General features: G+C 44.7%; 26 protein-coding genes and 1 other RNA gene. 16 read left to right on the forward strand and 11 right to left on the reverse strand.

Annotated elements, in window-relative coordinates; genetic code table 11:
- Nucleotides 1-130: 130 nt before the first annotated feature.
- Nucleotides 131-1,207: a class II fructose-bisphosphate aldolase gene (fbaA, locus tag HW45_RS19045; protein ID WP_031494713.1), complete on the forward strand. Its 1,077-nt coding sequence runs from the start codon at nt 131-133 to the stop codon at nt 1,205-1,207.
- Between the two features lie 261 nt (nt 1,208-1,468).
- Nucleotides 1,469-2,335: a small-conductance mechanosensitive channel MscS gene (gene mscS, locus HW45_RS19050; RefSeq protein WP_038228944.1), complete on the forward strand. Its 867-nt coding sequence runs from the start codon at nt 1,469-1,471 to the stop codon at nt 2,333-2,335.
- A gap of 37 nt (nt 2,336-2,372) precedes the next feature.
- On the opposite strand, the gene HW45_RS19055 is transcribed toward mscS, so the two are convergent.
- On the reverse strand, nt 2,373-2,876 hold the full coding sequence (locus HW45_RS19055; RefSeq protein WP_038228947.1) for a YbaK/EbsC family protein: 504 nt from the start codon (nt 2,874-2,876) through the stop codon (nt 2,373-2,375).
- Between the two features lie 2 nt (nt 2,877-2,878).
- Nucleotides 2,879-3,499 (reverse strand): LysE/ArgO family amino acid transporter, encoded by a 621-nt coding sequence (locus HW45_RS19060; protein ID WP_038228950.1) that lies wholly within the window; start codon nt 3,497-3,499, stop codon nt 2,879-2,881.
- 142 nt (nt 3,500-3,641) lie between these two features.
- Between HW45_RS19060 and HW45_RS19065 the strand changes: the two genes are divergently transcribed.
- Together HW45_RS19065 and HW45_RS19070 are read left to right on the forward strand one after the other, a co-directional pair.
- Nucleotides 3,642-4,538, forward strand: coding sequence for a LysR family transcriptional regulator ArgP (locus tag HW45_RS19065; RefSeq protein ID WP_006075602.1), 897 nt, complete (start codon nt 3,642-3,644; stop codon nt 4,536-4,538).
- A gap of 104 nt (nt 4,539-4,642) precedes the next feature.
- Complete coding sequence (locus tag HW45_RS19070) at nt 4,643-5,338, forward strand: oxidative stress defense protein (protein ID WP_038228953.1); 696 nt, start codon at nt 4,643-4,645, stop codon at nt 5,336-5,338.
- 45 nt (nt 5,339-5,383) lie between these two features.
- Here the strand turns inward: HW45_RS19070 and serA are convergent, their stop codons facing one another.
- From serA to HW45_RS19090, 5 genes are all read right to left on the reverse strand, one after another.
- Nucleotides 5,384-6,613, reverse strand: a complete 1,230-nt coding sequence (gene serA / locus HW45_RS19075) for a phosphoglycerate dehydrogenase (protein ID WP_031493620.1) — start codon at nt 6,611-6,613, stop codon at nt 5,384-5,386.
- A gap of 291 nt (nt 6,614-6,904) precedes the next feature.
- Nucleotides 6,905-7,561 (reverse strand): ribose-5-phosphate isomerase RpiA, encoded by a 657-nt coding sequence (rpiA, locus tag HW45_RS19080; RefSeq protein ID WP_006075606.1) that lies wholly within the window; start codon nt 7,559-7,561, stop codon nt 6,905-6,907.
- A 151-nt stretch (nt 7,562-7,712) separates the two neighbouring features.
- A complete protein-coding gene (locus HW45_RS19085) occupies nt 7,713-8,306 on the reverse strand; it encodes a 5-formyltetrahydrofolate cyclo-ligase (protein WP_038228956.1) in 594 nt (197 codons plus the stop codon).
- Between the two features lie 3 nt (nt 8,307-8,309).
- Nucleotides 8,310-8,493, reverse strand: a non-coding RNA gene (gene ssrS, locus HW45_RS28990) — 6S RNA.
- A gap of 1 nt (nt 8,494) precedes the next feature.
- Nucleotides 8,495-8,806, reverse strand: coding sequence for a cell division protein ZapA (locus HW45_RS19090; protein ID WP_038228959.1), 312 nt, complete (start codon nt 8,804-8,806; stop codon nt 8,495-8,497).
- 285 nt (nt 8,807-9,091) lie between these two features.
- Here HW45_RS19090 and HW45_RS19095 point away from each other — a divergent pair, with 285 nt between their 5' ends.
- Genes HW45_RS19095 through HW45_RS19105 form a run of 3 tightly spaced genes read left to right on the forward strand, consistent with a single transcriptional unit; the run spans nt 9,092 to nt 12,129 of the window.
- Nucleotides 9,092-9,673, forward strand: coding sequence for a YecA/YgfB family protein (locus HW45_RS19095; protein ID WP_038228961.1), 582 nt, complete (start codon nt 9,092-9,094; stop codon nt 9,671-9,673).
- A 32-nt stretch (nt 9,674-9,705) separates the two neighbouring features.
- Entirely contained in the window at nt 9,706-10,899 is a 1,194-nt protein-coding gene (gene ubiH, locus HW45_RS19100) for a 2-octaprenyl-6-methoxyphenyl hydroxylase (RefSeq protein WP_038228963.1), read from the forward strand.
- Nucleotides 10,900-10,908: 9 nt separating this feature from the next.
- Nucleotides 10,909-12,129: an FAD-dependent 2-octaprenylphenol hydroxylase gene (locus HW45_RS19105; RefSeq protein WP_038228965.1), complete on the forward strand. Its 1,221-nt coding sequence runs from the start codon at nt 10,909-10,911 to the stop codon at nt 12,127-12,129.
- Between the two features lie 131 nt (nt 12,130-12,260).
- On the opposite strand, the gene HW45_RS19110 is transcribed toward HW45_RS19105, so the two are convergent.
- From HW45_RS19110 to ygfZ, 3 genes are all read right to left on the reverse strand, one after another.
- A complete protein-coding gene (locus tag HW45_RS19110; RefSeq protein WP_006075511.1) occupies nt 12,261-12,467 on the reverse strand; it encodes a DUF1107 domain-containing protein in 207 nt (68 codons plus the stop codon).
- Nucleotides 12,468-13,150: 683 nt separating this feature from the next.
- Nucleotides 13,151-13,615 carry an aminoacyl-tRNA deacylase gene (locus tag HW45_RS19115; protein WP_038228967.1) on the reverse strand — a complete coding sequence of 155 codons (465 nt, stop codon included), beginning with the start codon at nt 13,613-13,615 and terminating at the stop codon, nt 13,151-13,153.
- 3 nt (nt 13,616-13,618) lie between these two features.
- Complete coding sequence (gene ygfZ / locus HW45_RS19120) at nt 13,619-14,590, reverse strand: tRNA-modifying protein YgfZ (protein ID WP_038228969.1); 972 nt, start codon at nt 14,588-14,590, stop codon at nt 13,619-13,621.
- 178 nt (nt 14,591-14,768) lie between these two features.
- On the opposite strand from ygfZ, the gene HW45_RS19125 reads away from it, so the two are divergent.
- Nucleotides 14,769-15,029: an FAD assembly factor SdhE gene (locus HW45_RS19125; protein WP_006075514.1), complete on the forward strand. Its 261-nt coding sequence runs from the start codon at nt 14,769-14,771 to the stop codon at nt 15,027-15,029.
- A 440-nt stretch (nt 15,030-15,469) separates the two neighbouring features.
- Here HW45_RS19125 and nadB read toward each other — a convergent pair whose 3' ends face one another.
- On the reverse strand, nt 15,470-17,092 hold the full coding sequence (nadB, locus tag HW45_RS19130; protein ID WP_006075515.1) for an L-aspartate oxidase: 1,623 nt from the start codon (nt 17,090-17,092) through the stop codon (nt 15,470-15,472).
- A 372-nt stretch (nt 17,093-17,464) separates the two neighbouring features.
- On the opposite strand from nadB, the gene rpoE reads away from it, so the two are divergent.
- From rpoE to era, 8 genes are all read left to right on the forward strand, one after another.
- On the forward strand, nt 17,465-18,043 hold the full coding sequence (gene rpoE, locus HW45_RS19135; protein WP_038228970.1) for an RNA polymerase sigma factor RpoE: 579 nt from the start codon (nt 17,465-17,467) through the stop codon (nt 18,041-18,043).
- A 26-nt stretch (nt 18,044-18,069) separates the two neighbouring features.
- Entirely contained in the window at nt 18,070-18,672 is a 603-nt protein-coding gene (locus HW45_RS19140; protein WP_038228972.1) for an RseA family anti-sigma factor, read from the forward strand.
- Nucleotides 18,669-19,649, forward strand: a complete 981-nt coding sequence (gene rseB, locus HW45_RS19145) for a sigma-E factor regulatory protein RseB (RefSeq protein WP_006075274.1) — start codon at nt 18,669-18,671, stop codon at nt 19,647-19,649. Before HW45_RS19140 ends, rseB begins: the two co-directional genes overlap by 4 nt.
- Nucleotides 19,646-20,116: a SoxR reducing system RseC family protein gene (locus HW45_RS19150; protein WP_038228974.1), complete on the forward strand. Its 471-nt coding sequence runs from the start codon at nt 19,646-19,648 to the stop codon at nt 20,114-20,116. Before rseB ends, HW45_RS19150 begins: the two co-directional genes overlap by 4 nt.
- A 123-nt stretch (nt 20,117-20,239) precedes the next feature.
- The gene (gene lepA, locus HW45_RS19155; RefSeq protein ID WP_038228976.1) at nt 20,240-22,033 is read left to right on the forward strand and encodes a translation elongation factor 4; all 1,794 of its coding nucleotides are present in this window, start codon (nt 20,240-20,242) and stop codon (nt 22,031-22,033) included.
- 101 nt (nt 22,034-22,134) lie between these two features.
- Nucleotides 22,135-23,031: a signal peptidase I gene (gene lepB, locus HW45_RS19160; RefSeq protein ID WP_031493910.1), complete on the forward strand. Its 897-nt coding sequence runs from the start codon at nt 22,135-22,137 to the stop codon at nt 23,029-23,031.
- Nucleotides 23,032-23,041: 10 nt separating this feature from the next.
- The gene (gene rnc, locus HW45_RS19165) at nt 23,042-23,719 is read left to right on the forward strand and encodes a ribonuclease III (RefSeq protein WP_006075278.1); all 678 of its coding nucleotides are present in this window, start codon (nt 23,042-23,044) and stop codon (nt 23,717-23,719) included.
- Entirely contained in the window at nt 23,712-24,701 is a 990-nt protein-coding gene (gene era / locus HW45_RS19170) for a GTPase Era (RefSeq protein WP_006075279.1), read from the forward strand. The genes rnc and era overlap by 8 nt, the downstream gene beginning before the upstream one ends.
- The last annotated feature ends 30 nt before the right edge of the window (nt 24,702-24,731 follow it).

A 24,731-nucleotide genomic window follows, 5' to 3' on the forward strand; every position in this document is an offset into this window, starting at 1 on the left:
TTATAGAGCGGGCTTATTGGTCCGCTTTTATCTATGCTGCAATGGGTGATTAACTTTGATACAATGCCGCCCATTGTGAGCAAACGATTGCCAATTTTTATTTAAAACGACAGAAAATAGGACTTATTCCATGTCTAAGATCTTCGACTTCGTAAAACCAGGTGTTATCTCTGGCGATGACGTTCAAAAAGTATTTGAAGTTGCTAAAGAGAACAACTTCGCTCTTCCTGCAGTAAACGTAGTTAACACTGACTCTATCAACGGTGTTCTTGAAGCAGCAGCTAAAGTTAAAGCTCCAGTTGTTGTTCAGTTCTCTAACGGCGGTGCTGGCTTCTTCGCTGGTAAAGGCGTTAAGCTTGAAGGTCAAGGCGCGCAAATCCTAGGTGCAGTTGCTGGTGCAAAATACGTTCACGCAGTTGCTGAATCTTACGGTATCCCAGTAATCCTTCACACTGACCACGCTGCTAAGAAACTTCTACCTTGGATCGACGGTCTTCTAGATGCGGGTGAAGAGTTCTTCGCTCAAACTGGTAAGCCACTATTCTCTTCTCACATGATCGACCTTTCTGAAGAGTCTCTAGAAGAGAACATCGAAATCTCTGCTAAGTACCTAGCTCGCATGGCGAAAATGGGTATGACTCTTGAGATCGAACTAGGTTGTACTGGTGGTGAAGAAGATGGCGTTGATAACTCTCACATGGACGCATCTGAGCTATACACTTCTCCAGAAGACGTAGCATACGCATACGAGAAACTACACGCTGTTAGCCCACGTTTCACTATCGCTGCTTCTTTCGGTAACGTACACGGTGTATACAAGCCAGGTAACGTTGTTCTAACTCCAACTATCCTACGTGACTCTCAAGCATACTGTGCAGAGAAGTTCGGTATTGCACCTAACGCTCTAAACTTCGTATTCCACGGTGGTTCTGGTTCTACTGAAGCAGAAATCCAAGAGTCTATCGGCTACGGTGTTATCAAAATGAACATCGATACTGATACACAGTGGGCAACTTGGGACGGTATCCGTTCTTACGAAGCTGAGAACCACGATTACCTACAAGGTCAAATCGGTAACCCAACTGGTGAAGATGCGCCAAACAAGAAGTACTACGACCCACGCGTATGGCTACGTGCTGGTCAATCTTCAATGGTTGCTCGTCTAGAGAAAGCATTCGCTGACCTAAACGCTATCGACGTACTATAAGATTAAATCGTATAAGATTTAACTGATAGTAAGATGAAAAAAGTCGCTCTTTAGAGCGGCTTTTTTTGTGCCTGATGAAAATTATGTGATTGTGCTTAAAAAAACTGGCATAAACGCATATGTTTGCGTAACCTTTTGTTAAGTAATGTGTATTGGTATTCATACTCTCAATGCATCTCACCAAGTGCGCCTTTGCTAATAGTACAGTGGTATTAGCTAAGGTTCGCTACGCACTATTTATATTTTCAAGAGGTAAACAATATGGCCAATGAGTCAGTTGATATCCAAGCACCTATTGTGGATGGATTGTCGAAAGCGGAGCAGTGGTTAACCAACAACTCCGATTTACTTGTTCAATATGGCGTGAATATCATTTCAGCTATTCTGATTCTGTTTATTGGTAACATCGTTGTAAAAGCGGTGGCTAATAGCGTTTCTAAATTGCTACATAAGAAGAAAATGGATAAGGCCGTTGTTGAATTTATCCACGGTATTGTTCGTTACACATTATTCGTTATTGTTTTAATTGCCGCATTAAGCCGAATTGGTGTTCAAACTGCGTCAGTGGTAGCGGTAATTGGTGCCGCTGGTTTAGCTATAGGTCTAGCACTGCAAGGTTCACTATCAAACTTTGCCGCAGGTGTCTTGATTGTGGGTTTCCGTCCTTTCAAGTCAGGTGACTATGTTGAGATCGGTGGAGTGGCTGGTTCAGTTGACTCTATTCAAATCTTCCAAACGATTCTTACCACGCCAGACAATAAGATGGTTGTTGTACCTAATGCCTCGGTTATTGGCTCACCAATCACGAACTACTCTCGCCACGCCACGCGTCGTATCGACCATGTTATCGGTGTCTCTTACGGGGCAGATCTGAAGAAGACTCAAGAAGTGATTCGTAGAACACTAGAGGCAGATGAGCGCATTCTAAAAGAGCCAGGTACTACGATTGGCGTTGTAGCCCTTGCAGACTCTTCAGTGAACTTTGTTGTACGTCCTTGGGTTCGTACCGAGCAGTACTGGGATGTATATTTTGATTCGCTCCAAGCGATCAAAGAAGCATTAGACGCAGAAGGCATCGAAATTCCATTCCCTCAGATGGATGTTCATTTGAACAAAGTTGAGAGCTAATCAGCGTTTTATTGTCAAAAAAGCAAAAGGTGAAGCATTATGCTTCACCTTTTTTCATGTCTATTTCTATGATGTCATTGGGCAGCAGAGACAGTACTCGTTGTAAATCTGTTCCTGACAAACCGAAAGTCCATTCAGGTAACCCCGGGGTGTATAAGACTTCCTGAGCTGAAAACAAAGCCTTATCAACGACAATCATTATCTCGTCTGGTAACCCAATAGGACAGACCGCTCCTGGTACACAACCTATTTGTTCAGTCATATCTTCGTTGCTGCAAATTGAAGTGCGCTTCCCCACCGCTTGCTTCAATAGAGCTTTGTCGAGTCGGGTATCTTTATCGGTGAGAAAGAGTGCAAACCCGCCTCCTTTCTTCTTCAAAAATAGACTCTTACTATGAGTGCCTGTCCATCCTAGCTCTTTGGCAATTCGTTCATCAGTGGCAAAGTCGAGAATAGGCTCATGTTGCCATTGATTAAATGAAATAGCATGCTCATTGAGTAGGGCGACATTGGTCAAATATATCTGCTGGGTATTATCCATCGTTAGGCCATCAATCCTTTAGTCAGTAGCAAGGCGATAGTAAACATCATAGCGGCCACTGCCAAGTCGATACCTTTCTTCACTTTTGGTTTAGACAAGGTTGGTCCCAGTTTTGCGGCGCCAAGTGATAAGGAATAAAACCAAACAAACGATGCGAGTACAGTACCAATTGCAAAAGCGATACGATCATTTCCTTCAAACTGACCACCAATGGAGCCTAGAATGACCACGGTATCCAGATACAGGTGAGGATTTAATACCGTAACCGCTAATGCTCCTAGAACGACAGTGCGGCGACCGCGAGCTAAGACTTCACCTGAAGACTCTTGAGCCGATGGCTTTTTAAAAGCGCTCTTTAGAGAGAGCAGACCATAGCCAGTTAAAAATGCAATGCCGCCTAACGTTACCCCGGTAAGCAACAGTTCATTTTGTGATAATATCGCACCGCCACCGAAGATCCCCAAAGAGATAAACGTCATATCTAGCAGGCTACAAACCGTTGCCGTCGTAAGATGATGATTACGCTTAATTCCTTGATTTAAAACGTAAGCGTTCTGAGCGCCAATTGGGATAATCATTGTCGCGCCCAATCCGAAACCTTGAAGAAGCACCCAAAAATTCACTTTAATTTCCTCACCGCAGCATAAAAGAGAGCGTGAGAATAGCGATTCGTTTATGATTAGGATAGTTAATAATATTAATGAGAAATAAGTCATACTTATGATGTGTGATTTGTAATCAAAGCGATGAAAAAGAGGGCGATTTATGCGCGGATTAGATTACAAATGGATCGAAGCGTTGGACGCAATTGTTGAGCAACGAAGCTTCGATAAAGCGGCAGAACACCTGTATATTTCTCAGTCTGCCGTGTCTCAGCGAGTTAAGCAATTAGAAAAATGGCTGGCTCAGCCTGTCCTTGTTCGAGAGCAGCCACCAAGACCGACCGCTGTAGGGAAAAAGCTCTTAGGCTTATATCGTCGAGTGCGGCTACTTGAGCAAGAACTGGTGCCAGAACTCGCGGCTGACTTGGGGGATAAACCGCTTTCAGTGTCATTAGCAACCAACGCTGATAGCTTGGCGACGTGGCTGCTTCCGAGTTTGTTTCCGCTTTTGGAAGCGAAACGAGTTGAGCTCAATCTCATTGTTGATGATGAAGGTCGCACCATCGAAAAGCTCAAAAACGGTGAAGTAGTCGGCGCAATAAGTTTAGAGTCGCAATCTATCCCTGGGTGTGTGGCTGACTATTTAGGGCGAGTCGATTATCTTTGTGTGGCAAGCCCAAGCTTTATTAAACGCTACTTCAGCCAAGGAGTGAACCGAGAAAGTTTAATTAAAGCGCCAGCAGTGGCTTTTGACCAACATGATAAGATGCATCAGCGATTTGTTAATCAACACTTTAATATTATGCCGGGCAGCATACTCAAACATACGGTGCGCAGCTCAGAAGCCTTTGTGAAGCTTGCGGTCGCCGGTGTGGCTTACTGTCTTATCCCCAAGTTACAAATTCAAGATGAACTGGCATCGGGGGCGTTAATTGAGCTTACGCCTAATATTTTGCTGTCTCATCAAATTTATTGGCACCACTGGCAACTTGAAAGTGGGGTGCTTGGTGAGGTTTCAGACGCCATTATTAGTCACGCGAGACAGTACTTGCCTCAGTAGTGGAACGTCATGTTTGTGTCAGTGTTTACTTTTTAGGGAACCTATATTCTCAACTTATGCCTAATCTTGAGTATAAAGGTTAAAAACAGAACGAGGATTCTTCAATGAAACGCTCATTTGCACTAGGTACATTAGTGGTTGCCCTGTTTGCTGCGCCAGTTTTTGCTAACCAACCGGATTTCCCTCATATCTCGACCACGGGTTATGGTGAGATAGAGGCAACACCAGATATGGCAGAGTTTTCAGTGCGAGTTGTACAGTCTCAAATGAATGCTGACCAAGCAAAACAAGGTGTTGACTCTGTGGTAGACAAGTTTCTTTCTGGCTTGATGTCTGAAGGCATCGAAAAGAAAGATATTCAGAGCTCAAACCTGTACTTATCGCCTCAGTACCATTATCCAGAAAAAGGTAAACCTGAGTTGGTTGGCTATCGTGCATCGCGTACAGTGACTGTTCAGGTGATGGACTTAGAGAATCTTAATAACTATCTCGATCTTGCGCTTGAATCAGGGATTAACCAAGTTGACAACATTCAACTTAAAGTGAAAGACCAAGGTCAATACCAGGAAGCGGCACGCATGGCGGCCATTAAAGATGCGCAAAGCAAAGCTGCTTCTTTAGCGAAAGGATTTGATCAAAATCTTGGCAAAGTATGGCGCATTGAATATCGTCAACCGATGAACCAACCCGTAGTGATGCGCAGTATGGCGATGGATAGTAAAATGGAGTCTAATAGCTATCAAGATTCGGTAATCACTATTCGTGACCGAGTGGATGTTACCTATCAAATTGGAAAATAAAAAAACGCCCTGACTAGTCAGGGCGTTTTTTTAGCTGTTGTTCGCTTAGTGCAGAATACGAGCTCGTAGTGTGCCTTCAATCAACTTTAGCTTAGCCAGCGCTTCTTCAGAGCGTGCTGTTTCGACATCAATAACCACATAACCGATATCTGAAGCTGTCTGCAAATATTGACCTGCAATGTTGATACCTTCATCCGCAAAGATGGTGTTTATCTGAGTTAGAATACCAGGGCGGTTTTTGTGAATGTGCAATAGTCGTGAACACTCGGTGTGCTCTGGCAGTGATACTTCTGGGAAGTTAACACTTGAAAGCGTTGAGCCATTGTCAGAATATTTCGCCAGTTTTCCAGCCACTTCTACACCGATGTTCTCCTGAGCTTCTTGCGTAGAGCCACCGACGTGCGGCGTTAGGATCACATTATCGAATTTCATCAATGGAGACTCAAATGGGTCTGCATTGGTCTTTGGTTCTTCAGGGAATACGTCAATTGCAGCCCCTGCAAGGTGACCTGCTTCGAGGGAATCGCAAAGAGCAGGGATATCCACTACTGTGCCACGAGCAGCGTTAATGAAGATGGCACCCGGCTTCATTCTTTCAAACTCAGCGGCTCCCATCATATTCTTGGTTCCTGGGGTCTCTGGCACATGCAGAGAGATAACATCACACTTATTGAGTAGCTCAGTCATGGTATGAACCTGAGTTGCATTACCAAGTGATAGTTTGTTCTCAATATCGTAGAAGTACACACGCATACCTAAGTTTTCAGCAATAATGCCAAGCTGGGTACCGATGTGACCGTAGCCAATGATACCGAGTCGCTTACCACGCGCTTCGTATGAGTTATCGGCACTCTTCTTCCAGATTCCACGATGGGCAAGGGCATTTTTCTCAGGGATACCGCGCAGTAGTAACAGGATTTGACCAAGAACCAATTCTGCAACACTTCGCGTGTTAGAAAATGGTGCGTTGAAAACAGGGACGCCACGTTTCGCAGCAGCATCAAGGTTAACCTGGTTGGTACCAATACAGAAACAGCCGATTGCGACTAATTTGTCTGCGGCATTAATCACTTCTTCAGTCAGGTTAGTTCGTGAACGAATCCCGATAAAGTGAACGTCTTTAACGGCTTCAATCAGCTCTTCTTCTGGTAAGGAGCCTTTATGATAGGTGATATTGGTGTATCCAGCCGCTTGCAAAACTTCTACTGAAGATGGATGTAAACCTTCAAGTAGCAGAATCTTTATCTTATCTTTTTCCAGTGAAACTTTGGCCATTTAACTCATCCTTAACATGGGAAATTCGGGCTTAATTAGCGCACATTTGACAGTGAGAATATCGAGGAGGGAGCTTCCAACTGCTTGAGGCAAACGTTTTCCTTGTGCGTCTTGTGACCAATAAAGTAACAAAAAAGTTGTACGTTGGGTAAGAAAATTACGGAATAAGGCATAATTTTCTTATAGAAAAACGAAAAAACGGCACCTAAGGTGCCGTTTGTAGTCTAATGACGTAATCGCGTTTAATATATTGACCAGCTTTGCTAGGTACTATTAGAACCCGTTTAGTCATTATTCTTCGATTTTTGCACCTTCTGGAGTGCCAGTAATGATCACATCAGCGCCACGGTGTGCAAATAAACCTACCGTTACCACGCCTGCTAGAGCGTTGATCTTGTCTTCCATATCTTTAGCATCAGTGATTTGCATACCGTGTACGTCTAAAATGACGTTACCGTTGTCTGTAATCACGCCTTCACGGTAAACCGGGTCACCACCAAGTTTCACTAGTTCGCGAGCCACGTAAGAACGTGCCATTGGAATAACTTCTACAGGTAGTGGGAACTGGCCAAGAACATCAACGGCCTTAGTACCATCAACGATACATACAAACTTGTCTGAGATAGCGGCTACGATCTTCTCACGTGTTAGTGCTGCACCACCGCCCTTGATCATGTCACGAGTTGGGTTGATTTCATCTGCGCCATCAACGTAAACATCAAGATAAGCCACATCGTTGCAGTCGAAGACTTCAATGCCTAGCGCTTCTAGCTTCTCTGTTGAAGCAATCGAACTGGATACTGCACCTTTGATATCTTCTTTGATTGTGCCTAGTGCATCAATGAAGTGGTTTACAGTTGAGCCTGTGCCAACACCAACAATGCTATCTTTTTCGACATACTTTAGCGCCGCCCAACCAGCAGCTTTCTTCATCTCGTCTTGAGTCATGGTTGAATCCCAGTTTTGATTTAAGGTGAAAATGCGGGCGAATTATATATCAATTTCGGCGACAAATGCGCTGAAAAAATAGTGATATGACAAAAAACTGCGAAAAACAGCAATCGATTGCTCTATTTCTCTTTGGAGGTGAAGTAGGAAGCTATTTGTTCCAGTGCCAGATCTTACTTGGTGTGACTATGGTGGCTAGTGGAATGTCCCATGACTCGCTAGGCAGTGTGTCTACTCGTTGGCAATCATGCGCAAGGCCAATAGCAGTCGGCCCTAAATCAGTGTTTTCCCAAGGAGCTAACGTTCGATCATAGTATCCACCTCCCATGCCTAAGCGTTGACCTGAATCATCAAAGGCGACCAAAGGAGTAAAGATAATATCCAACTCGGACACAGGACAAATAGCTCGCTGATCAAGCTTGGGCTCTAAAATCTTATATTGATTGAGGACTAAAGGCGTATCTTGAGCGTAGCGTAGGAAAAGTAACTGACCTTTTGAGAAGGGATGAATCACTGGCAAATAGGTTTCGATACCCTGTTGCCAAAACCATTGAATGGTCGGTAACGTATCCAGTTCACCATCTGTGGCTAGGTACAACGCGACTTTTCTGGCGGTACTAAGGATGCTCAATTCGCCAACTCTTGTCATTAAGTTATTGGCGTAGATGGCTTGTAGATCTTGGTTTATCGATTGGCGACGAGAGCGTACAAGAGTACGTATTTGTTGTCTTGTAGAAAGAGACATTAGGAATACCCCAGAGTGCCGTTGAGGATTGTGGCCCTTGAACCAGCTGGTTCAAGGCGGATCAGCAATGTTAACCGTAGGCTTCTCGGTACGAGCCGAGCTTGCTCAATAGTTATCAAATACTAACCCTTTGGTATTGCTTATCGGCTCAGGGACTTAAATCCACTGACGTACACCCCAGGGTAAAATTAGGTTTGCTGTCCTTGCTTTACTTTACTAATTGCATCTTCTAGAGATGCGGCGAGCTGTTCCATACGCTCGTTCATTTGTGCCACTTCTTGTTGTGACTCATCGCTACGATTATTGAGTTCATACGACATGTTCAATGCCGCAATGGTAAGCAGTTTAAGCTCGTTGGTTACTTTAGTCCTTTGGGACATTTCTTGCAATCGATTATCTAGGTCTTGGGCTGCTTTAATCAGGATTTCTCTCTGATCTGGGGGGCAATTCACCCGTGTCAATTTTCCCAAGATTTCGACTTCGACAGCTTGATTTTCCATAATGACAAGAACTCTTTTAAGTATCACCACATTAGGTAATGTTGAGGAAGAAACTATAGGTAAACGAGCATTAAGATTCAAGCTTTTCTGTAGTGTCGGTGCTAATTGCGTGGCTAACAACACACGAAATCGACAATTCGCACAAAAGCTACTCAGAAACGTGTGGGATGGCGTTTTCGCCGGAGGTGGGAAGTGATAGCATTGCAGGTCAGATTCAAAAATCTATGTTATGAATAGCGAGCTTATTCATAAACATGGTGCTAATTCATTGAAACGAGTATTGCTATGAGTGAAACAACACTACCTAATTACATTACGATTGCCACTGAGCTGCAACAAGCGGGATTGGCGGTATCGCCAGCGGAACTTCATGGCTTGCTCGTGGGGATGGTAAGTGGTGGATTGGGGCTGAACGATGACAGCTGGCAGCCACTTATTTTCGATTACACCAATGATGGTATGGGGTGGCCGCAATCCAATCTGGCGACGGCGAAATCTCTACTCGCTTTTTCAATCAAAGAACTGACGGCAGAACAGGGCTTTGAACTTTCATTGTTTATTCCTGGAGAAGAGGTTGAAGCAAGTGTCTTTGAAATTGCCGATGGTTTAAGTGAATGGGTAAACCACTTTATTTCCGGACTGGGCTTAATTAATGCGCCTCTAAAAAAGGCATCTGCTGATGCCAAAGAAGCGCTTGCTGATTTGGAAGAAATCGCAAGACTGGGCATCGATGAAGATGATGATCTAGAAGAACAAGCTCAGCTTTTAGAGCAGGTAATCGAGCACGTAAAAGCGTGTGCATTGACCATTCATGCTGAGTTTGGCGTAAAACCAAGTAAACCGTCAGAAACACCGACTATTCACTAATTAGTTCGTCCGTCTTATCAAGGAGAAAGGCAGTGTCAAATAAGTATGATGTTGTAATTGCAGGAGGAGCAATGGCAGGGGCGACTCTAGCTATGGCTCTCGACTACTGCAGTAATCATGCGTTGAAGATTGCTGTTATCGAACCATTTCTTTCGGACAGTCAGTCGCACCCTGGTTTCGATGCTCGTTCTATCGCTCTTTCCCATGGGACCGTAGAGATTCTCAAGAAATATCAGTTGTGGTCATTGATTCAAGACCATGCCACACCTATTACTCATATTCATGTCTCAGATCGCGGTCACGCCGCCATGACTGACTTCTACGCGGCGAAAGAAGGGTTAAAGGCAATGGGGTATGTGGTCGAACTTGCGGAGCTAGGGCGCCGATTTAATCAAAAACTCTCCAGTAGTTTGAACATTGATTTCCTTTGCCCTTGCTCGGTAGAGGATGTGGTTCAACACCAGCATCATGTTGCCGTCTCAGTCAAAGATGAGTCTGGTAGCGTCAGCCTACTTGAAGCAAAACTTCTTGTGGCTGCTGATGGAGCAGACTCAAAGAGCTGTCAAGCTGTAGGTTTAGAGCAGCTGAGTCATGATTTCGGACAAGTTGCGATCATCGCTAACGTCAAAACCAGTGAAGACCCAAATGGTCGAGCCTTTGAGCGTTTCACCGAACATGGTCCGTTAGCCTTGTTGCCCATGTCTGATGAGCGAAGTTCATTAGTATGGTGTATGACTCCGGAGCGTGCGAAGCAAGTCGTGAACCTTCCTGACTCTGACTTTTTGTCCCTTCTTCAACAAGAGTTCGGCTGGCGTTTAGGTCGTTTTACTAAGGTAGGGGCGGTTGCCAGTTACCCACTTTTGCTACGTCATCGACCACAAATTGTTAAACATCGAGTCGCTGCTGTCGGTAATGCTGCTCAGACGCTGCACCCTATTGCAGGGCAAGGCTTTAACCTTGGGATTCGCGATATTGCGACTTTGGTCGATTCGTTGCTTGAAAGCCTTCAAGATGTAGGTGAATACGCTAATCTAAATAGATTCCAAAGCAATCGCCAGCAAGACCGAGAGCTGACGATCACCATGACGTCTGGGTTAGTACACATATTTTCAAATGACTTTTTTGCCCTTCGATTAGGCCGAAATTTAGGTTTAGGGCTAATGGATAATTTTCCACAGCTTAAGTCGCCGATTTTTAATCGAGCACTTGGAGTTGTGAATAGGTAGTACAGAGATATGCAAAGTTTTGACTTAGCCATCATAGGTGGCGGAATGGTGGGCCTTGCTCTCGCCCGCGCACTGAAAGACACCGATCTGCGAATCGCAGTCGTAGAAGGGAATACTCCAGACAAAGATATTTCAGGAGACCCTGATATCCGTGTCTCAGCACTAAGCCGTGCCAGTGAGACCGTCTTGAAAAACCTCGGCGCATGGGATGCAATTCAAAAACATCGCTGTGCTCCTTATTACGCGATGGAAGTGTGGGAGCAGGACAGTTTTGCTCGTATTGAGTTCTCTGCTAGTCAGATGTCTCAACCAGACCTCGGTCATATCGTTGAAAATCGTGTGATTCAGTTGGCCTTGCTAGAGCAGGTTGAAGGACAAAATAACGTGACGCTCTTTATGCCGCATCGTTGTCAGTCAATGGCTGTAGGTGAAAGTGAAGTGTGGATGACGTTAGATAATGGTCAGTCATTTACCAGCAAATTGGTAGTGGGTGCAGACGGTGCCAACTCATGGGTGAGAAAGCAACAAGATATCCCACTTACTCATTGGGATTATGGACACAGTGCCCTGGTTGCAAATATATCAGTTGATGACTTTCATGATTGTGTTGCGAGACAAGTGTTTACACCGCAAGGACCGCTTGCATTTTTACCATTAGATGATCGCAGTCTATGTTCTATCGTTTGGTCAACCGAGCCTCAACGAGCTGAGAAACTTGCCAAAATGTCGGAAGCCGAATTCAACAAAGCGCTGACCGCTGAATTTGATAGCCGCTTAGGTCTTTGCCATGTTAAGTCTGAGCGACGAGTTTTTCCTTTGAAGATGCGCTATGCACGTGACTTTGTTACCGAGCGAGTTGCGCTTGTTGGTGATGCTGCACACACTATCCACCCACTCGCAGGGCAAGGCGTTAACCTTGGATTACTTGATGCTGCTAGTCTGTCACAAGAAATATTCAAGTTATGGCGCGCAGGAAAAGATATTGGCCGCAAGCGCAATCTACGTGAATATGAACGTTGGCGTAAAGCGGAGGCGGCTAAAATGATCGCTGCCATGCAAGGCTTTAAAGACCTGTTTGAAGGTGATAACCCTGCGAAGAAACTTATCCGCGGTATCGGTATGAGCTTGGTAGGACAGTTACCTGGTGCGAAGCAAGAAATTATGAGCCGTGCTTTGGGGATGAGGGGACACCTACCAGAACTAGCAAAGACAGAAGTCAGTCAAAGCTAACCATTGCGTTAAAGATAAAGATTAAAAAAGGGGCAGCTTGGCTGCCCCTTTTAGATGGTTGTAGTTGTTGCCCATCTTGGTGGGCTTAAGTTTAGCGTAGGGTTGTTATCGTTATTTGATTGTAATGTTCTTTATGCATATGCACAGCGGAGTTTCATAACTTCTTGATTTATCTCTTTTACCGCTTGAAAATGACGTTTTTCGGCGCGTTCAGGGATAATCAACTTTCCATTATCAAACTCAAATCCGCCTAAACCATAAATATAGATTCTGCCTCTGAATAGTCGACTCACATGTTTAGCAATCATACCTGGTGTATAGCGCTTAAACAGTCTCATTTAGCCTTCCTTATAATGTTACCTAGCGAACGAATTATAGTTAAAACCTCAATCTAAATGTGTGATAGCACGGGCTTTACGAGCGTGCTGCTACAGCTAAGTGAGCGTTTTGTGGAGCGTTTTGCAATTCCATCGCGATGTCACTATATCTCCGTGATATCTAGCACAAAAGCTTCGATTGGGGTCTTCCATTCTCGATTTTTGCTCTATTTGAATAGCTTAGTATTACAGTGGTATGAATCGAGCTTTTTATTCGCTCTGCAATCAGCAACCTGTATGTTCCATTGACTATTACTAATAGGTACGTATATGTAGACCGGGCAAATCAGAAAAAGTTGTCACGAGGACACACTCTTTTACAAAACCCGGACATGGAGGGGAGAAACTGTGCGAAAGGTAGCAAGTGAACTCAAAAAAAAGCCCGCATAGCGGGCCAAATGTCACAGATGCATTACACAAAAGTGGAGTTACTGCCTGAGCAGAGATTCACTCTAGTGTTGCCACCAAGTAGCCTTGAAGTGCTAACTGGCGACAATATGTACAATACCCCAAAAAAACATCAGTGACTATTTATGCTTAAAAAATGTATAAAATCTCACTACATCTAAGTGTTAAATTAGATCCATTTCACGCTTCTATGATCTCACACGACATTAATTTGCATCGATTGGTTACGGAAACCGCTACCGAGTGATATCCGACCATTGAGGAGAACAGTGAGCAACGAGATCATTGAGCGCTATCTCAAGACCCGCAATGCGTTGCCCGCTGCTGATGGTGACTAAGGTGTTTTGTTTTAATTCATTATCAAAAATGATAGGCATGGGGGTTTTTAACAGCAAGGGAGTGACAGTGCCAATAGTAAAGCCGGTAAGAGCTTCCACTTGTTCACTGGAAACACAGGTCATTCGACGAGTATTCAATAAAGCGCGTACTTTTTTCGGATCCACTTGTTTGTTGCCCTGACAGCAGGCAAGGGCAAGTTGGTTATCCATATCTCGCAGTAACAAGGTTTTGACCATTTTATGAGTTTCGATACCACGCAATTTGGCAGCATCCTCAATGGATACTGCCTCACGGGATTGCATCAAGACTCTATAGGGAATATCACGTTCATCCAGATAGGCAGTTATGCGTGTATCAATCATCCCTTACTCTTGGTCGAGTGGGTAAGGTGGCAGTTCCAGGCTCAAACGACTGTCGGGTTGAGAAGCTAAACGGAACTGAGAATCTTCATCGAGATTGTTGGCAATAACCATAGCGGCAACGAATTCACCATTGCTGTATTGGTAATGTGCCAGTACCTCTCCGGCCTTGCGCCAGTTTTCTCCCACTGAACGCTCGATGTCAATAATGTCGTCATCGCTAAGTGGAGAATCGAGTAGACCTCTCACATTTGCCAGCATGCGTTTGTTGATGCCACGATATTTCGCTCTTGCGACGGTCTCTTGACCTGTGTAGCAGCCTTTATTGAAGCTAATGCCATCTAGTGCTTGTAAATTCAAGGCTTGAGGTATGTGTTGATTTTGCTGCTCTGCTTCTAAGATAGGTAGCCCTTGCTCAATATCGAACTTGGTCCATAGTGATTCCGCGACCCAAAGTAACTCAGAATCAGAAGAAAGTAATGATTGCAGGTCACCATCAACTAACAGCATCCAACGCTCATCATTAATTTGAATAGCGGTGCTGCCCTTGTTTTGGCGCACAGCACCAGAGGTTGGGAATTGTTGATCAACCCATTGTTGAGCGCTTTTTCCCATCACACCTATAAGTGCTTTGGTGCTAATAATGAGTTCTACCTTAGAAAAAACGGCATATTTCTTGAGTTCCGTCAGTTCTTTCTCTAGTGCCGATTGAGGTTGAATCATGGCGTATCCGTTCTCAATGTGACACAGTCTAAAAGCACTCCACACTTTACCTTTAGCGTCACAATGCGCTCCAAAGGTGGATTGATTCTGCTCCAGCGAAACCACATCACAGGTAACCTGACCTTGAAGGTAAGACTTACGATCGTCGCCGGTCATTTCGAGAGCACCCCAACGATTCAGTTTGGTAAACAACAAATCGGGTAGTTCTGTGGTAGGTGTTATTTCAATTGCCTGTGTGTTTGGTTGCCAATCCATAGTTCTTGGTCTCGTTGGTAAACATATCACCCATGTTAATCTTCAGGATGGATTTTGTCAGCTGAATGTTGTTGCACGAAATCTTGTGATGAAAGTAGAGTTTGTGTGATGCAGACAGTGGTGAGCGATAAACTTGCTTGTTACACTCGGCCGATATTAGTTGTAGATGGAGAATGGAATGTACTCTAGTGAAGAAAAAGCTCGAATTAAGTGGGCATGTCGTCGGGGTATGTTAGAACTGGACGTAGTGATTATGCCGTTCTTTGAGGAATGCTTTGACACTCTTAACGATCAAGAACAGAAAGACTTTGTCTCTCTGTTAGAGTGTGACGATCCAGATTTATTTACTTGGGTAATGGGCCATGGTCGTAGTGAAAACTTAGGACACGCCTCTATGGTTGATAAAATCGTTGCTCATAACCTCAGCAAGGTCCGCTAAGCTCTTTTCAAGTCATGCAGGTAAGGCTGCGCTCGATAATGCCTACCTGCAGATTCATCCCTCATGTCTCGCTGCGATTATTAATAGTTCACTTACTATTCTAGTATTGGCAACTTGCATCGCGTCGTCCGCCCCGCTTTTACTCACACTTTACGTCATCGCTATATTCGGTCGGACTTATTGGTTGCATCCTGCCTTAAATGGCCAATTAATCTTGAAGTCATCTTTGGTCACATTAAATAATACCGAGCTTAACTCCCCCCGTTACTTTCTTGCTTTTCGCTACTGGCTTATAGGAATTTATGATCAAGACAATGGCTGGCGCTTAATCTGGCGGGATAGTTGTGATGAGTCGGCGTATCGTCGTTTGATTTTGGTAATAAAAAAGCAGTCACATCAGTGACTGCTTCGATATCATGGTGACGAGATAGGTCCCCAGATCAGACCGTTGGAGCTTGGTCTTGAGGCGATAGTATCGTTGGTCCGCTATTTTCTAACATATCAGGGTAGTCGAGAGTATAGTGCAGTCCGCGACTTTCTTTACGCTGCATTGCGCATCTCACCATCAATTCGGCAACTTGCAGTAAGTTACGCAGTTCAAGTAAGTTGTTCGACACTTTGAAATTGCTGTAGTACTCATGTGTTTCTTGTTGCAACATTTGAATACGACGAAGTGCTCGCTCTAGTCGCTTGTCTGTGCGTACGATACCCATGTAATCCCACATAAATAGGCGTAACTCGTGCCAATTATGTTGAATAATGACTTCTTCATCAGAACAGCTAACTTGGCTTTCATCCCAAGCTGGAAGACCATCAACCAGAGCTGCATCGTCGAATTTCTCTAGAATGTCATTGGCTGCAGCCCAAGCATAGACCACACATTCAAGTAGAGAGTTTGATGCCATACGGTTCGCACCGTGAAGTCCGGTATAACTTACTTCACCGATGGCGTACAACTGTTCAAGGTCTGTTTTACCAGACTTATCCACCATGACACCGCCGCAGGTATAGTGAGCGGCCGGAACGATTGGAATTGGCTCCTTCGTCATATCGATGCCAAGGTCTTGAAGGCGCATATGGATGGTTGGGAAGTGTTTAATAATAAACTCTTCAGGCTTATGGCTGATATCCAAATACATGCAATCTGCACCGAGACGCTTCATCTCGAAGTCGATAGCGCGAGCCACAACATCACGAGGAGCAAGTTCTTCACGCTCATCGAAATCGGGCATAAAACGCGTTCCATCAGGGCGTTTTAAGTAAGCGCCTTCGCCACGTAAAGCTTCCGTCAACAGGAAGTTTCGCGCGTCAGGGTGGAATAGACAAGTTGGGTGGAATTGGTTGAATTCTAAGTTAGCAACACGACAGCCTGAGCGCCAAGCCATAGCGATACCGTCGCCAGATGAGACATCTGGGTTGGAGGTGTATTGATACACTTTTGATGCGCCACCTGTGGCTAAGACAACAAACTTAGCGCGTACCGTTTCAACGTGCTCTTTATTGCGGTTCCAAATATAGGCGCCAACCACTTTGTCTTTATCACCGCCAACCTTGTCTTCAGTAATAAGGTCTAGTGCGTTGTAGCGTTCGAAGATTTCGATATTAGGATGGCTATTAACGTTATCTTGCAGAGTGGTTTGCATTGCCATGCCTGTGGCATCGGCGGCATGCAGAATCCTACGATGGCTATGACCACCTTCACGAGTCAGGTGATAACGAGGTTCTTCGTCTTTGGCGGTCTCTACTTGGTCAAAAGGAACACCACCATCGATTAACCATTGCACGCACTCTTTTGCATTTTCTGCGATAAACTGAACGGTGTCCTGTTCACAAAGCCCGGCTCCAGCGATATTGGTATCGTTAACGTGAGACTCGATGCTGTCTGTCTCATCGAATACCGCAGCAATGCCACCCTGGGCGTAGTAGGTCGCCCCTTCACTTCTTGGGCCTTTACTTAATACGATAACTTTAGCGCGTTCGGCGACTCGTAAAGCCAACGATAAACCTGCGGCGCCACTTCCTATGACTAAAACATCACAAAGATGCTCTCGGTTTGTGTTCATAATTACTTTAAAATCCTGACCTATCGTAGAGTAAAATCACTCTACCTAGATAAAAGTGCGCGATAGGAAGCTGCATAGACAGCTGGCGAAGGGCACTTGCATCAAGGATTACCTACCCGAGATAACACGTTGAAAAAGCGATTGTGTTAAGGAGCTAAGTAATCCATTCTTGTAAATTGACAACATTGTAGTTGACGCCAAATCACATTGTGAATGATTAATGACAAAAAAACTGAGAAAGTTTTGAACTTTCCTATCTGCCTAGAGTCACAATAGTGCTCATGTTAGCGGTGGTGTCAAGACTACAATATGCATAATTAATACTCATATCTGTGAAGGTAAGGGTAATAACGAATAGGAGTGAACGCTCGCATGAACGAGCAGCCGACCGATCAGGTGTTGATTGAGCGCGTTCAAAGTGGAGATAAACAAGCATTTAACCTATTGGTTTTGCGCTATCAAAACAAGGTTTGCAATCTCATATCAAGATACGTGAGCAATTCGGGTGATGTAGCGGATATCGCCCAAGAAGCGTTTATAAAGGCGTATCGTGCGATCCCGACGTTTAGAGGTGAGAGTGCCTTCTATACTTGGTTGTATCGCATAGCAGTGAACACCGCAAAGAATCACATTGTGGCTCAGAGCCGTAGGCCGCCAGCCAGCGATGTTGATGCAGAAGATGCCGAATTTTTTGAAGCCGGTAACGCTTTGAAAGAAATTTCGAACCCAGAGAACTTAACGTTGTCGAATGAATTGAAGCGAACTGTTTTCGCTGCAATTGAAGCGTTACCTGAAGATTTGAAGACTGCAATGACGCTTCGAGAGCTTGATGGTTTGAGCTACGAAGAAATTGCAGAAGTAATGGATTGCCCAGTAGGAACGGTACGTTCGCGTATCTTCCGTGCTCGTGAAGCGGTAGAGAAGAAGATTAAGCCTCTTCTTCAACGCTAAAACTAGTTACAACTATGGTGAATATAATGGCTGACAAACAGAAGCTTTCAGCATTCATGGACGGAGACCTGATCGATGACGCGCTTATTGAAGCGTTGGAAAAAGATCAGGAGAGCAAAGAAACTTGGCATAATTATCATCTTATTGGTGATGTCATGCGTGGCGATGAGCCACAAAGTTTAGATTGGAATATTGCTGAAAGTGTGGCGTCTGCGCTCGAAAACGAGCCAGCGCATACGAGTGATATCGTAATGCCTATCGAGTCACAACCTACGCCTTCACAAGCGAAGCGCTTATTACCAGCCTGGATAACGCAGTTTGGTCAAGTAGCGGTAGCGGCGTGTGTGTCTTTGGCAGTTATTTTAGGAGTTCAGCAGTACTCTGGCCAAGATCCAGCACAGCCTGAAGCTGAGCAATTACCTGTTTTGCAGACTATTCCGTTTGCGGGCAGTGCTGAGCCAGTCAGCTTGACACGTGATTCGGTTGCAAAAAGCTCGAATGAAAGTGTCAACGTGCAAGAACAGCGTCGTCGTATCAACGCATTACTGCAAGATTACGAGTTACAGCTAAGACTAAACAGCGAAGATAATGCTTCGCACTCTGCTGATACAGAATCGGTAATTGAATGAAAAAATTTCTGACCAGTTCATTATTGCTGTTCAGTTTATTTGGTACCCAAGCCTTTGCAGAAGAAGAGTCTTCTGCGGAGGCTTTGTTGCATCAAATGAACGACGCCAGCCAGCAATTGAATTATGAACTGTCCTACATCCTTATCAAAAAGAACAGCATAGAGCCGTTACTTTACCGACACGCGAAAAGCGATACTCAACAATTAGCCCATCTTGTTTATCTAAGTGGTCCAGTAAGAGAAGTCATTCGACGTGGTAATGAAGTTAGTTACATCGAACCGGGTGTCGATCCGTTCACGATTGAATCTGGCAAGATGGTGGCCCCGTTGATGCCTTTACTCAACAGCGATGTAAAGCAGCTGAGTGAATACTATGATTACGTTCGAGTAGGCCGTGCGCGTGAAGCGGGAGCGCCGACACAAGTATTTAGAGTCGTTCCAAAAGATGGACTGCGTTACTCTTATGTATTGTGGGTGGATGAAAAGAGCAAGCTTCCGTTACGTGCTGATCTATTGGATCGTGACGGTGAAATTTTAGAGCAGTACCGTGTGATCTCATATGCGGTGAATGATCATATTGCCACAATGTTGAGCTCGCTTGATGACGTGCAGCTTCCGGCGGTTCTATCACTACCGAAAGGTAATATTGAGCAAACATTTTGGCATGTGGGTTGGGTTCCCAATGGTTTTCAACCTAAAGATCTTAATCGCTACCGTATGCTAGCAACTGAAGATGTGGTTGAGAGCCAAATGTTCACTGATGGTTTGTTCAGCTTTTCGGTCTATATCTCTGATCGTGATAGTAATTCTCTAAAAGGTCAGTTGATCCGCCAAGGTCGACGTACGGTTCATAGCATTGTTCTTAATGACAAACAAATTTCAGTCGTTGGTGATATCCCTCCTGCCACAGCGCAGCGTATTGCACAATCTGTTACACTTAACAAAGTAAATAAGGCAGATGAAGGCATTACCCCATGATGACCGCACTCGCGACGGTGACCTCGGTTGAACCCCAAGGTCACCAGCTCCACGTTGAACTAAGCTGTGATCAGCAAACCAGTTGTAGCTCCTGCCAGTCAAAGAGCAGTTGTGGTACTGGTATTGTTAGTAAAGCAGTGGGTAAGAAACAGCTTCATTGGCAGCTTGCTACGTCTAAACCTGTAAAGGCAGGCGATGTGGTTGAAATCGGTTTTCCGGAAAAGAGCTTACTTCAATCCGCAGCGTTGATTTACCTACTACCGCTACTGTTTTTGTTCATTGGAGCTATTGTGGGTCAATTGTGGTTAGCGCCATTATTAGGTGCTGGCGAGCTGGTGATCATACTGACTTCAGCGTGTTTTGCTTTTATTGGCTTTAGGTTAGCCAAAAAGTGGGTTACCCCAATGGAGCGAGCTTCTTTCCAGCAAGTGAAGTTGGTCAGAGTGCTTGGTGAGTCGATTCTCTAGCCCATTGTCTAAATAAGGTGCGAACCGCATCGAAATTGGGTAGAATCTGCCAACTTAATTGAAATGCGCGTTTTTCCGCATTTTCTATTCCTTTTTGTTTAAGAGTTTAGCTACATCAAATCTATGAAGCACATTCGTAACTTTTCGATTATCGCCCACATCGACCATGGTAAATCAACCTTGTCGGACCGTTTGATCCAGGTTTGCGGCGGCTTAAGCGACCGTGAAATGGCGGCCCAGGTTCTTGATTCTATGGACCTAGAGCGTGAGCGCGGTATTACCATCAAAGCTCAGAGTGTTACTCTGGATTACACGGCGAAAGATGGGGAAACCTATCAGCTAAACTTTATCGATACTCCAGGGCACGTAGACTTCTCGTATGAAGTATCTCGTTCTCTAGCCGCTTGTGAAGGTGCGCTTCTTGTTGTTGATGCGGGCCAGGGTGTGGAAGCACAAACGCTGGCGAACTGCTACACAGCCATTGAAATGGAGCTAGAAGTTGTTCCGGTATTGAACAAAATCGACCTACCTGCTGCCGAACCAGAGCGTGTCGCTGAAGAGATCGAAGAAATTGTTGGTATCGACGCAATGGAAGCAGTGCGTTGCTCAGCAAAAACAGGCCTTGGTGTTGACGATGTTCTAGAAGAAATCGTCAAAGCGATTCCTGCGCCAGAAGGCGATCCAGAAGCGCCACTTCAAGCACTGATTATTGACTCTTGGTTCGATAACTACCTTGGTGTAGTTTCTTTGGTTCGTATTAAAAACGGTAAACTGAAGAAAAACGACAAGATCAAAGTGATGAGTACTGGTCAAGTTTGGGGTGTAGACCGTTTAGGTATCTTCACACCAAAACAGATCGATACGACAGAGCTCAACACTGGTGAAGTAGGTTGGGTTGTTTGTGGTATTAAAGACATTCTAGGTGCACCAGTAGGTGATACGCTGACTACCGCGAAAAACGGTTGTGAACAAGCGTTGCCTGGTTTCCAAAAAGTGAAACCACAGGTTTATGCAGGCCTGTTCCCAGTCTCCTCTGACGATTATGAGAACTTCCGTGATGCACTTGGTAAGCTAAGTCTAAACGACGCATCTCTATTCTACGAGCCAGAGAGCTCAGCAGCACTTGGTTTTGGTTTCCGTTGTGGCTTCTTGGGTATGCTACACATGGAAATTATCCAAGAGCGTCTAGAGCGTGAATACGATTTGGATCTGATTACAACAGCTCCTACCGTAGTCTACGAAGTAGAGAAAACCGACGGTTCACTTCACTACGTGGATAGTCCAGCTAAGCTACCGGCTATTAATGATATTGAAGAGATTCGTGAGCCAATCGCGCGCTGTAATATCCTAGTGCCGTCTGATTACTTAGGTAACGTCATTACATTGTGCGTTGAGAAACGTGGTATGCAAGTGGACATGGTTTATCACGGTAATCAAGTTGCGGTGACGTATGACATTCCTATGGCTGAGGTAGTTTTAGACTTTTTCGATCGTCTAAAATCAACGTCTCGTGGATACGCATCGTTAGACTACAACTTCCAACGTTTTGAAGCATCAAACATGGTTCGTGTTGATGTGTTGCTAAACGGTGACACGGTTGACGCATTGGCGATCATCACTCACAAAGACCAATCACAAACTCGTGGTCGTCAGCTTGTTGAGAAGATGAAAGAGTTTATCCCTCGCCAGATGTTTGATATTGCGATTCAAGCGGCAATTGGTAACCACATCATCGCGCGCTCTACCGTTAAGCAGCTACGTAAAAACGTAATTGCAAAGTGTTACGGTGGTGACGTGAGTCGTAAGAAGAAGCTGTTGAAGAAACAGAAAGAAGGTAAGAAACGTATGAAGCAGATCGGTAACGTCGAGCTGCCACAAGAAGCGTTCCTTGCAATTCTGCACGTTGGCAAAGACTAATTCTTTGTTTTACGACGACATAATTTAAGTTTGAAGTGAAAGTGCCGTTGTGGTGCTTTCACTTTCGTTATTTTTATAGATACGAAAATTAAGGGAATGAAATGGCAAATACCTTCTCATTGATCCTCGTCATCGTGACGTTAGTGACAGGTGTCGTTTGGGTGCTGGATAAGCTCGTATTGAGAAAAAAACGTGAGCAAAAGCTCGCGGATATCCAAGCTCAAGCTACCCAAATCGATGAAGCAACCGCAAACAAAGCTGTTGCGCCATCATGGTTTGTTGAGAACAGTGTTTCTATTTTCCCTGTTATCGCCTTTGTTTTGGTATTGCGTTCATTCATTTATGAACCATTCCAAATTCCATCTGGTTCGATGATGCCGACGCTTTTGGTTGGCGACTTCATCTTGGTTGAGAAATATGCTTATGGTCTAAAAGATCCAGTATGGCGTACTCAGCTAGTTGAAACCGGTAAACCAGAGCGTGGCGATATTGTGGTATTTAAATACCCACCTCAGCCAAGCATCGACTACATCAAGCGTGTTGTTGGCTTACCAGGTGATACTGTTCGATATAGCGCGCGTAAGGATATTTGCATCCAAACCAAAGGTACATCGACGTGTAAACCGGTGAAGCTATCCAATGTGGAAGATAGCCCATTTGTACAAAATGGTATCCCTCTGATTCAGATGGATGAAAAGCTGGGTAAAGTGGAGCACCAAATCTTGGTTAACCCTTTGCGTCGTGACCGTGTTGACCAGTATCAACCACGTAACGGTGTGAATGAATGGGTGGTTCCAGAAGGTCATTACTTTGTAATGGGTGACAACCGCGATAACAGTGCTGACAGCCGCTACTGGGGATTTGTGCCAGAAGGTAACTTAGTGGGCAAAGCTGTTGGTATCTGGATTAGTTTTGAATTTGAACGTGGCGCAGATAGTATTCTGCCTACATGGATCCCAACCGGTGTAAGATTTAATCGCATCGGTGGAATAGACTGAACGAGAGAGCATGAATTCTTCTATTGAACGATTAGAAAAAAAGCTCGGCTATCATTTCAATGATAGCGAGCTGCTCATGTTGGCGCTGACTCACCGCAGCGCCAATGGTAACCATAATGAACGACTAGAATTTCTGGGCGATTCAATTTTAAGTTTTGTCATCGCTGACGATCTTTATCACCGCTTTCCTAAAGTGAATGAAGGGGATATGAGTCGAATGCGTGCCACCTTAGTGAGAGGGAATACTCTGGCTGAGCTAGGGCGCGAGTTTGTCTTGGGAGATTACTTAAAATTAGGTCCAGGCGAATTGAAGAGCGGTGGCTTCCGTCGTGACTCAATTTTAGCGGATGCCGTTGAAGCGATCATTGGCGCGATTTATCTCGACAGCGATGTAGAGATGGTTCGTAAAATTGTATTGAGCTGGTATATGACTCGCTTAGAAGCAATTAAGCCAGGAGTTTCTCAAAAAGATCCAAAAACTCGCTTACAAGAGTTCTTACAAGGTCGAAGAAAACCACTACCAGTCTATACAGTGACTAATATTAAAGGGGAAGCGCATAACCAAGAGTTTACCGTTTCCTGTGAAGTGGCAGGTGTGGATGAACCTGTTATCGGTCGAGGCACCAGTCGCCGCAAGGCAGAACAAGCGGCTGCGGAACTGGCTTTAGAGAAAGTGACCAATGTCTGATAAACCTGAGTCTGAACAAGAATTCGATATTGATGCATACTTTGCATCATCTGGCGAAGCGACAACCAGCGCAGAAAACCAACACTGTGGTTTTGTTGCGATTGTTGGTCGTCCAAATGTAGGTAAATCAACGCTGCTAAATCATATTTTAGGGCAAAAGATTTCCATCACATCGCGTAAACCGCAAACCACTCGTCACCGTATTATGGGTGTCGATACCGATGGGGATTACCAAGCGATTTATGTGGATACGCCAGGACTACATATTGAAGAGAAGCGAGCGATTAACCGTTTGATGAATCGTGCAGCTAATAGCTCATTGAGTGATGTGAACCTAGTGTTATTCCTAGTTGATGGCACTCACTGGACTGACGATGACGAAATGGTACTGAATAAGCTGCGTAAGTCAGACTTCCCAGTCATCCTATGTATGAACAAAGTCGATAACGTGAAAGATCGTAACGACGTAATGCTGCATATGCATGAGCTGTCGAAGAAGATGGACTTCGTGGATGTCGTGCCTATTTCTGCCAAACATGGTAAGAACACAGATGTGCTTCGTAAGCATGTACGTGAACATCTACCTGAAGCGGTACACCATTTCCCTGAAGAGTATGTCACGGACCGTTCTCAGCGTTTTATGGCGTCAGAAATCCTGCGTGAGAAACTCATGCGTTTTACGGGTGATGAACTGCCTTATTCAGTGACGGTTGAGATTGAGCGTTTTGATTACAACCCAGACACTGATGGCTTCCATATCAATGCTTTGATTCTTGTTGAGCGTAACGGCCAGAAGAAAATGGTTATTGGTAAAGGCGGCGAAAAGATCAAAACGATTGGCCGTGAAGCTCGTCTAGATATGGAAGAGTTGTTCGATCGTAAGGTTTACCTTGAGACTTGGGTAAAAGTGAAATCGGGCTGGGCTGATGATGAGCGTGCTCTGCGTTCATTAGGCTATATCGACGATATCGAAAACAAATAATACTATTAGGTAGCGAGGACGCTGAGCGTC

The sequence above is a fragment of the Vibrio sp. ER1A genome (genome assembly GCF_000733315.1).
Taxonomy (GTDB): domain Bacteria; phylum Pseudomonadota; class Gammaproteobacteria; order Enterobacterales; family Vibrionaceae; genus Vibrio; species Vibrio mediterranei.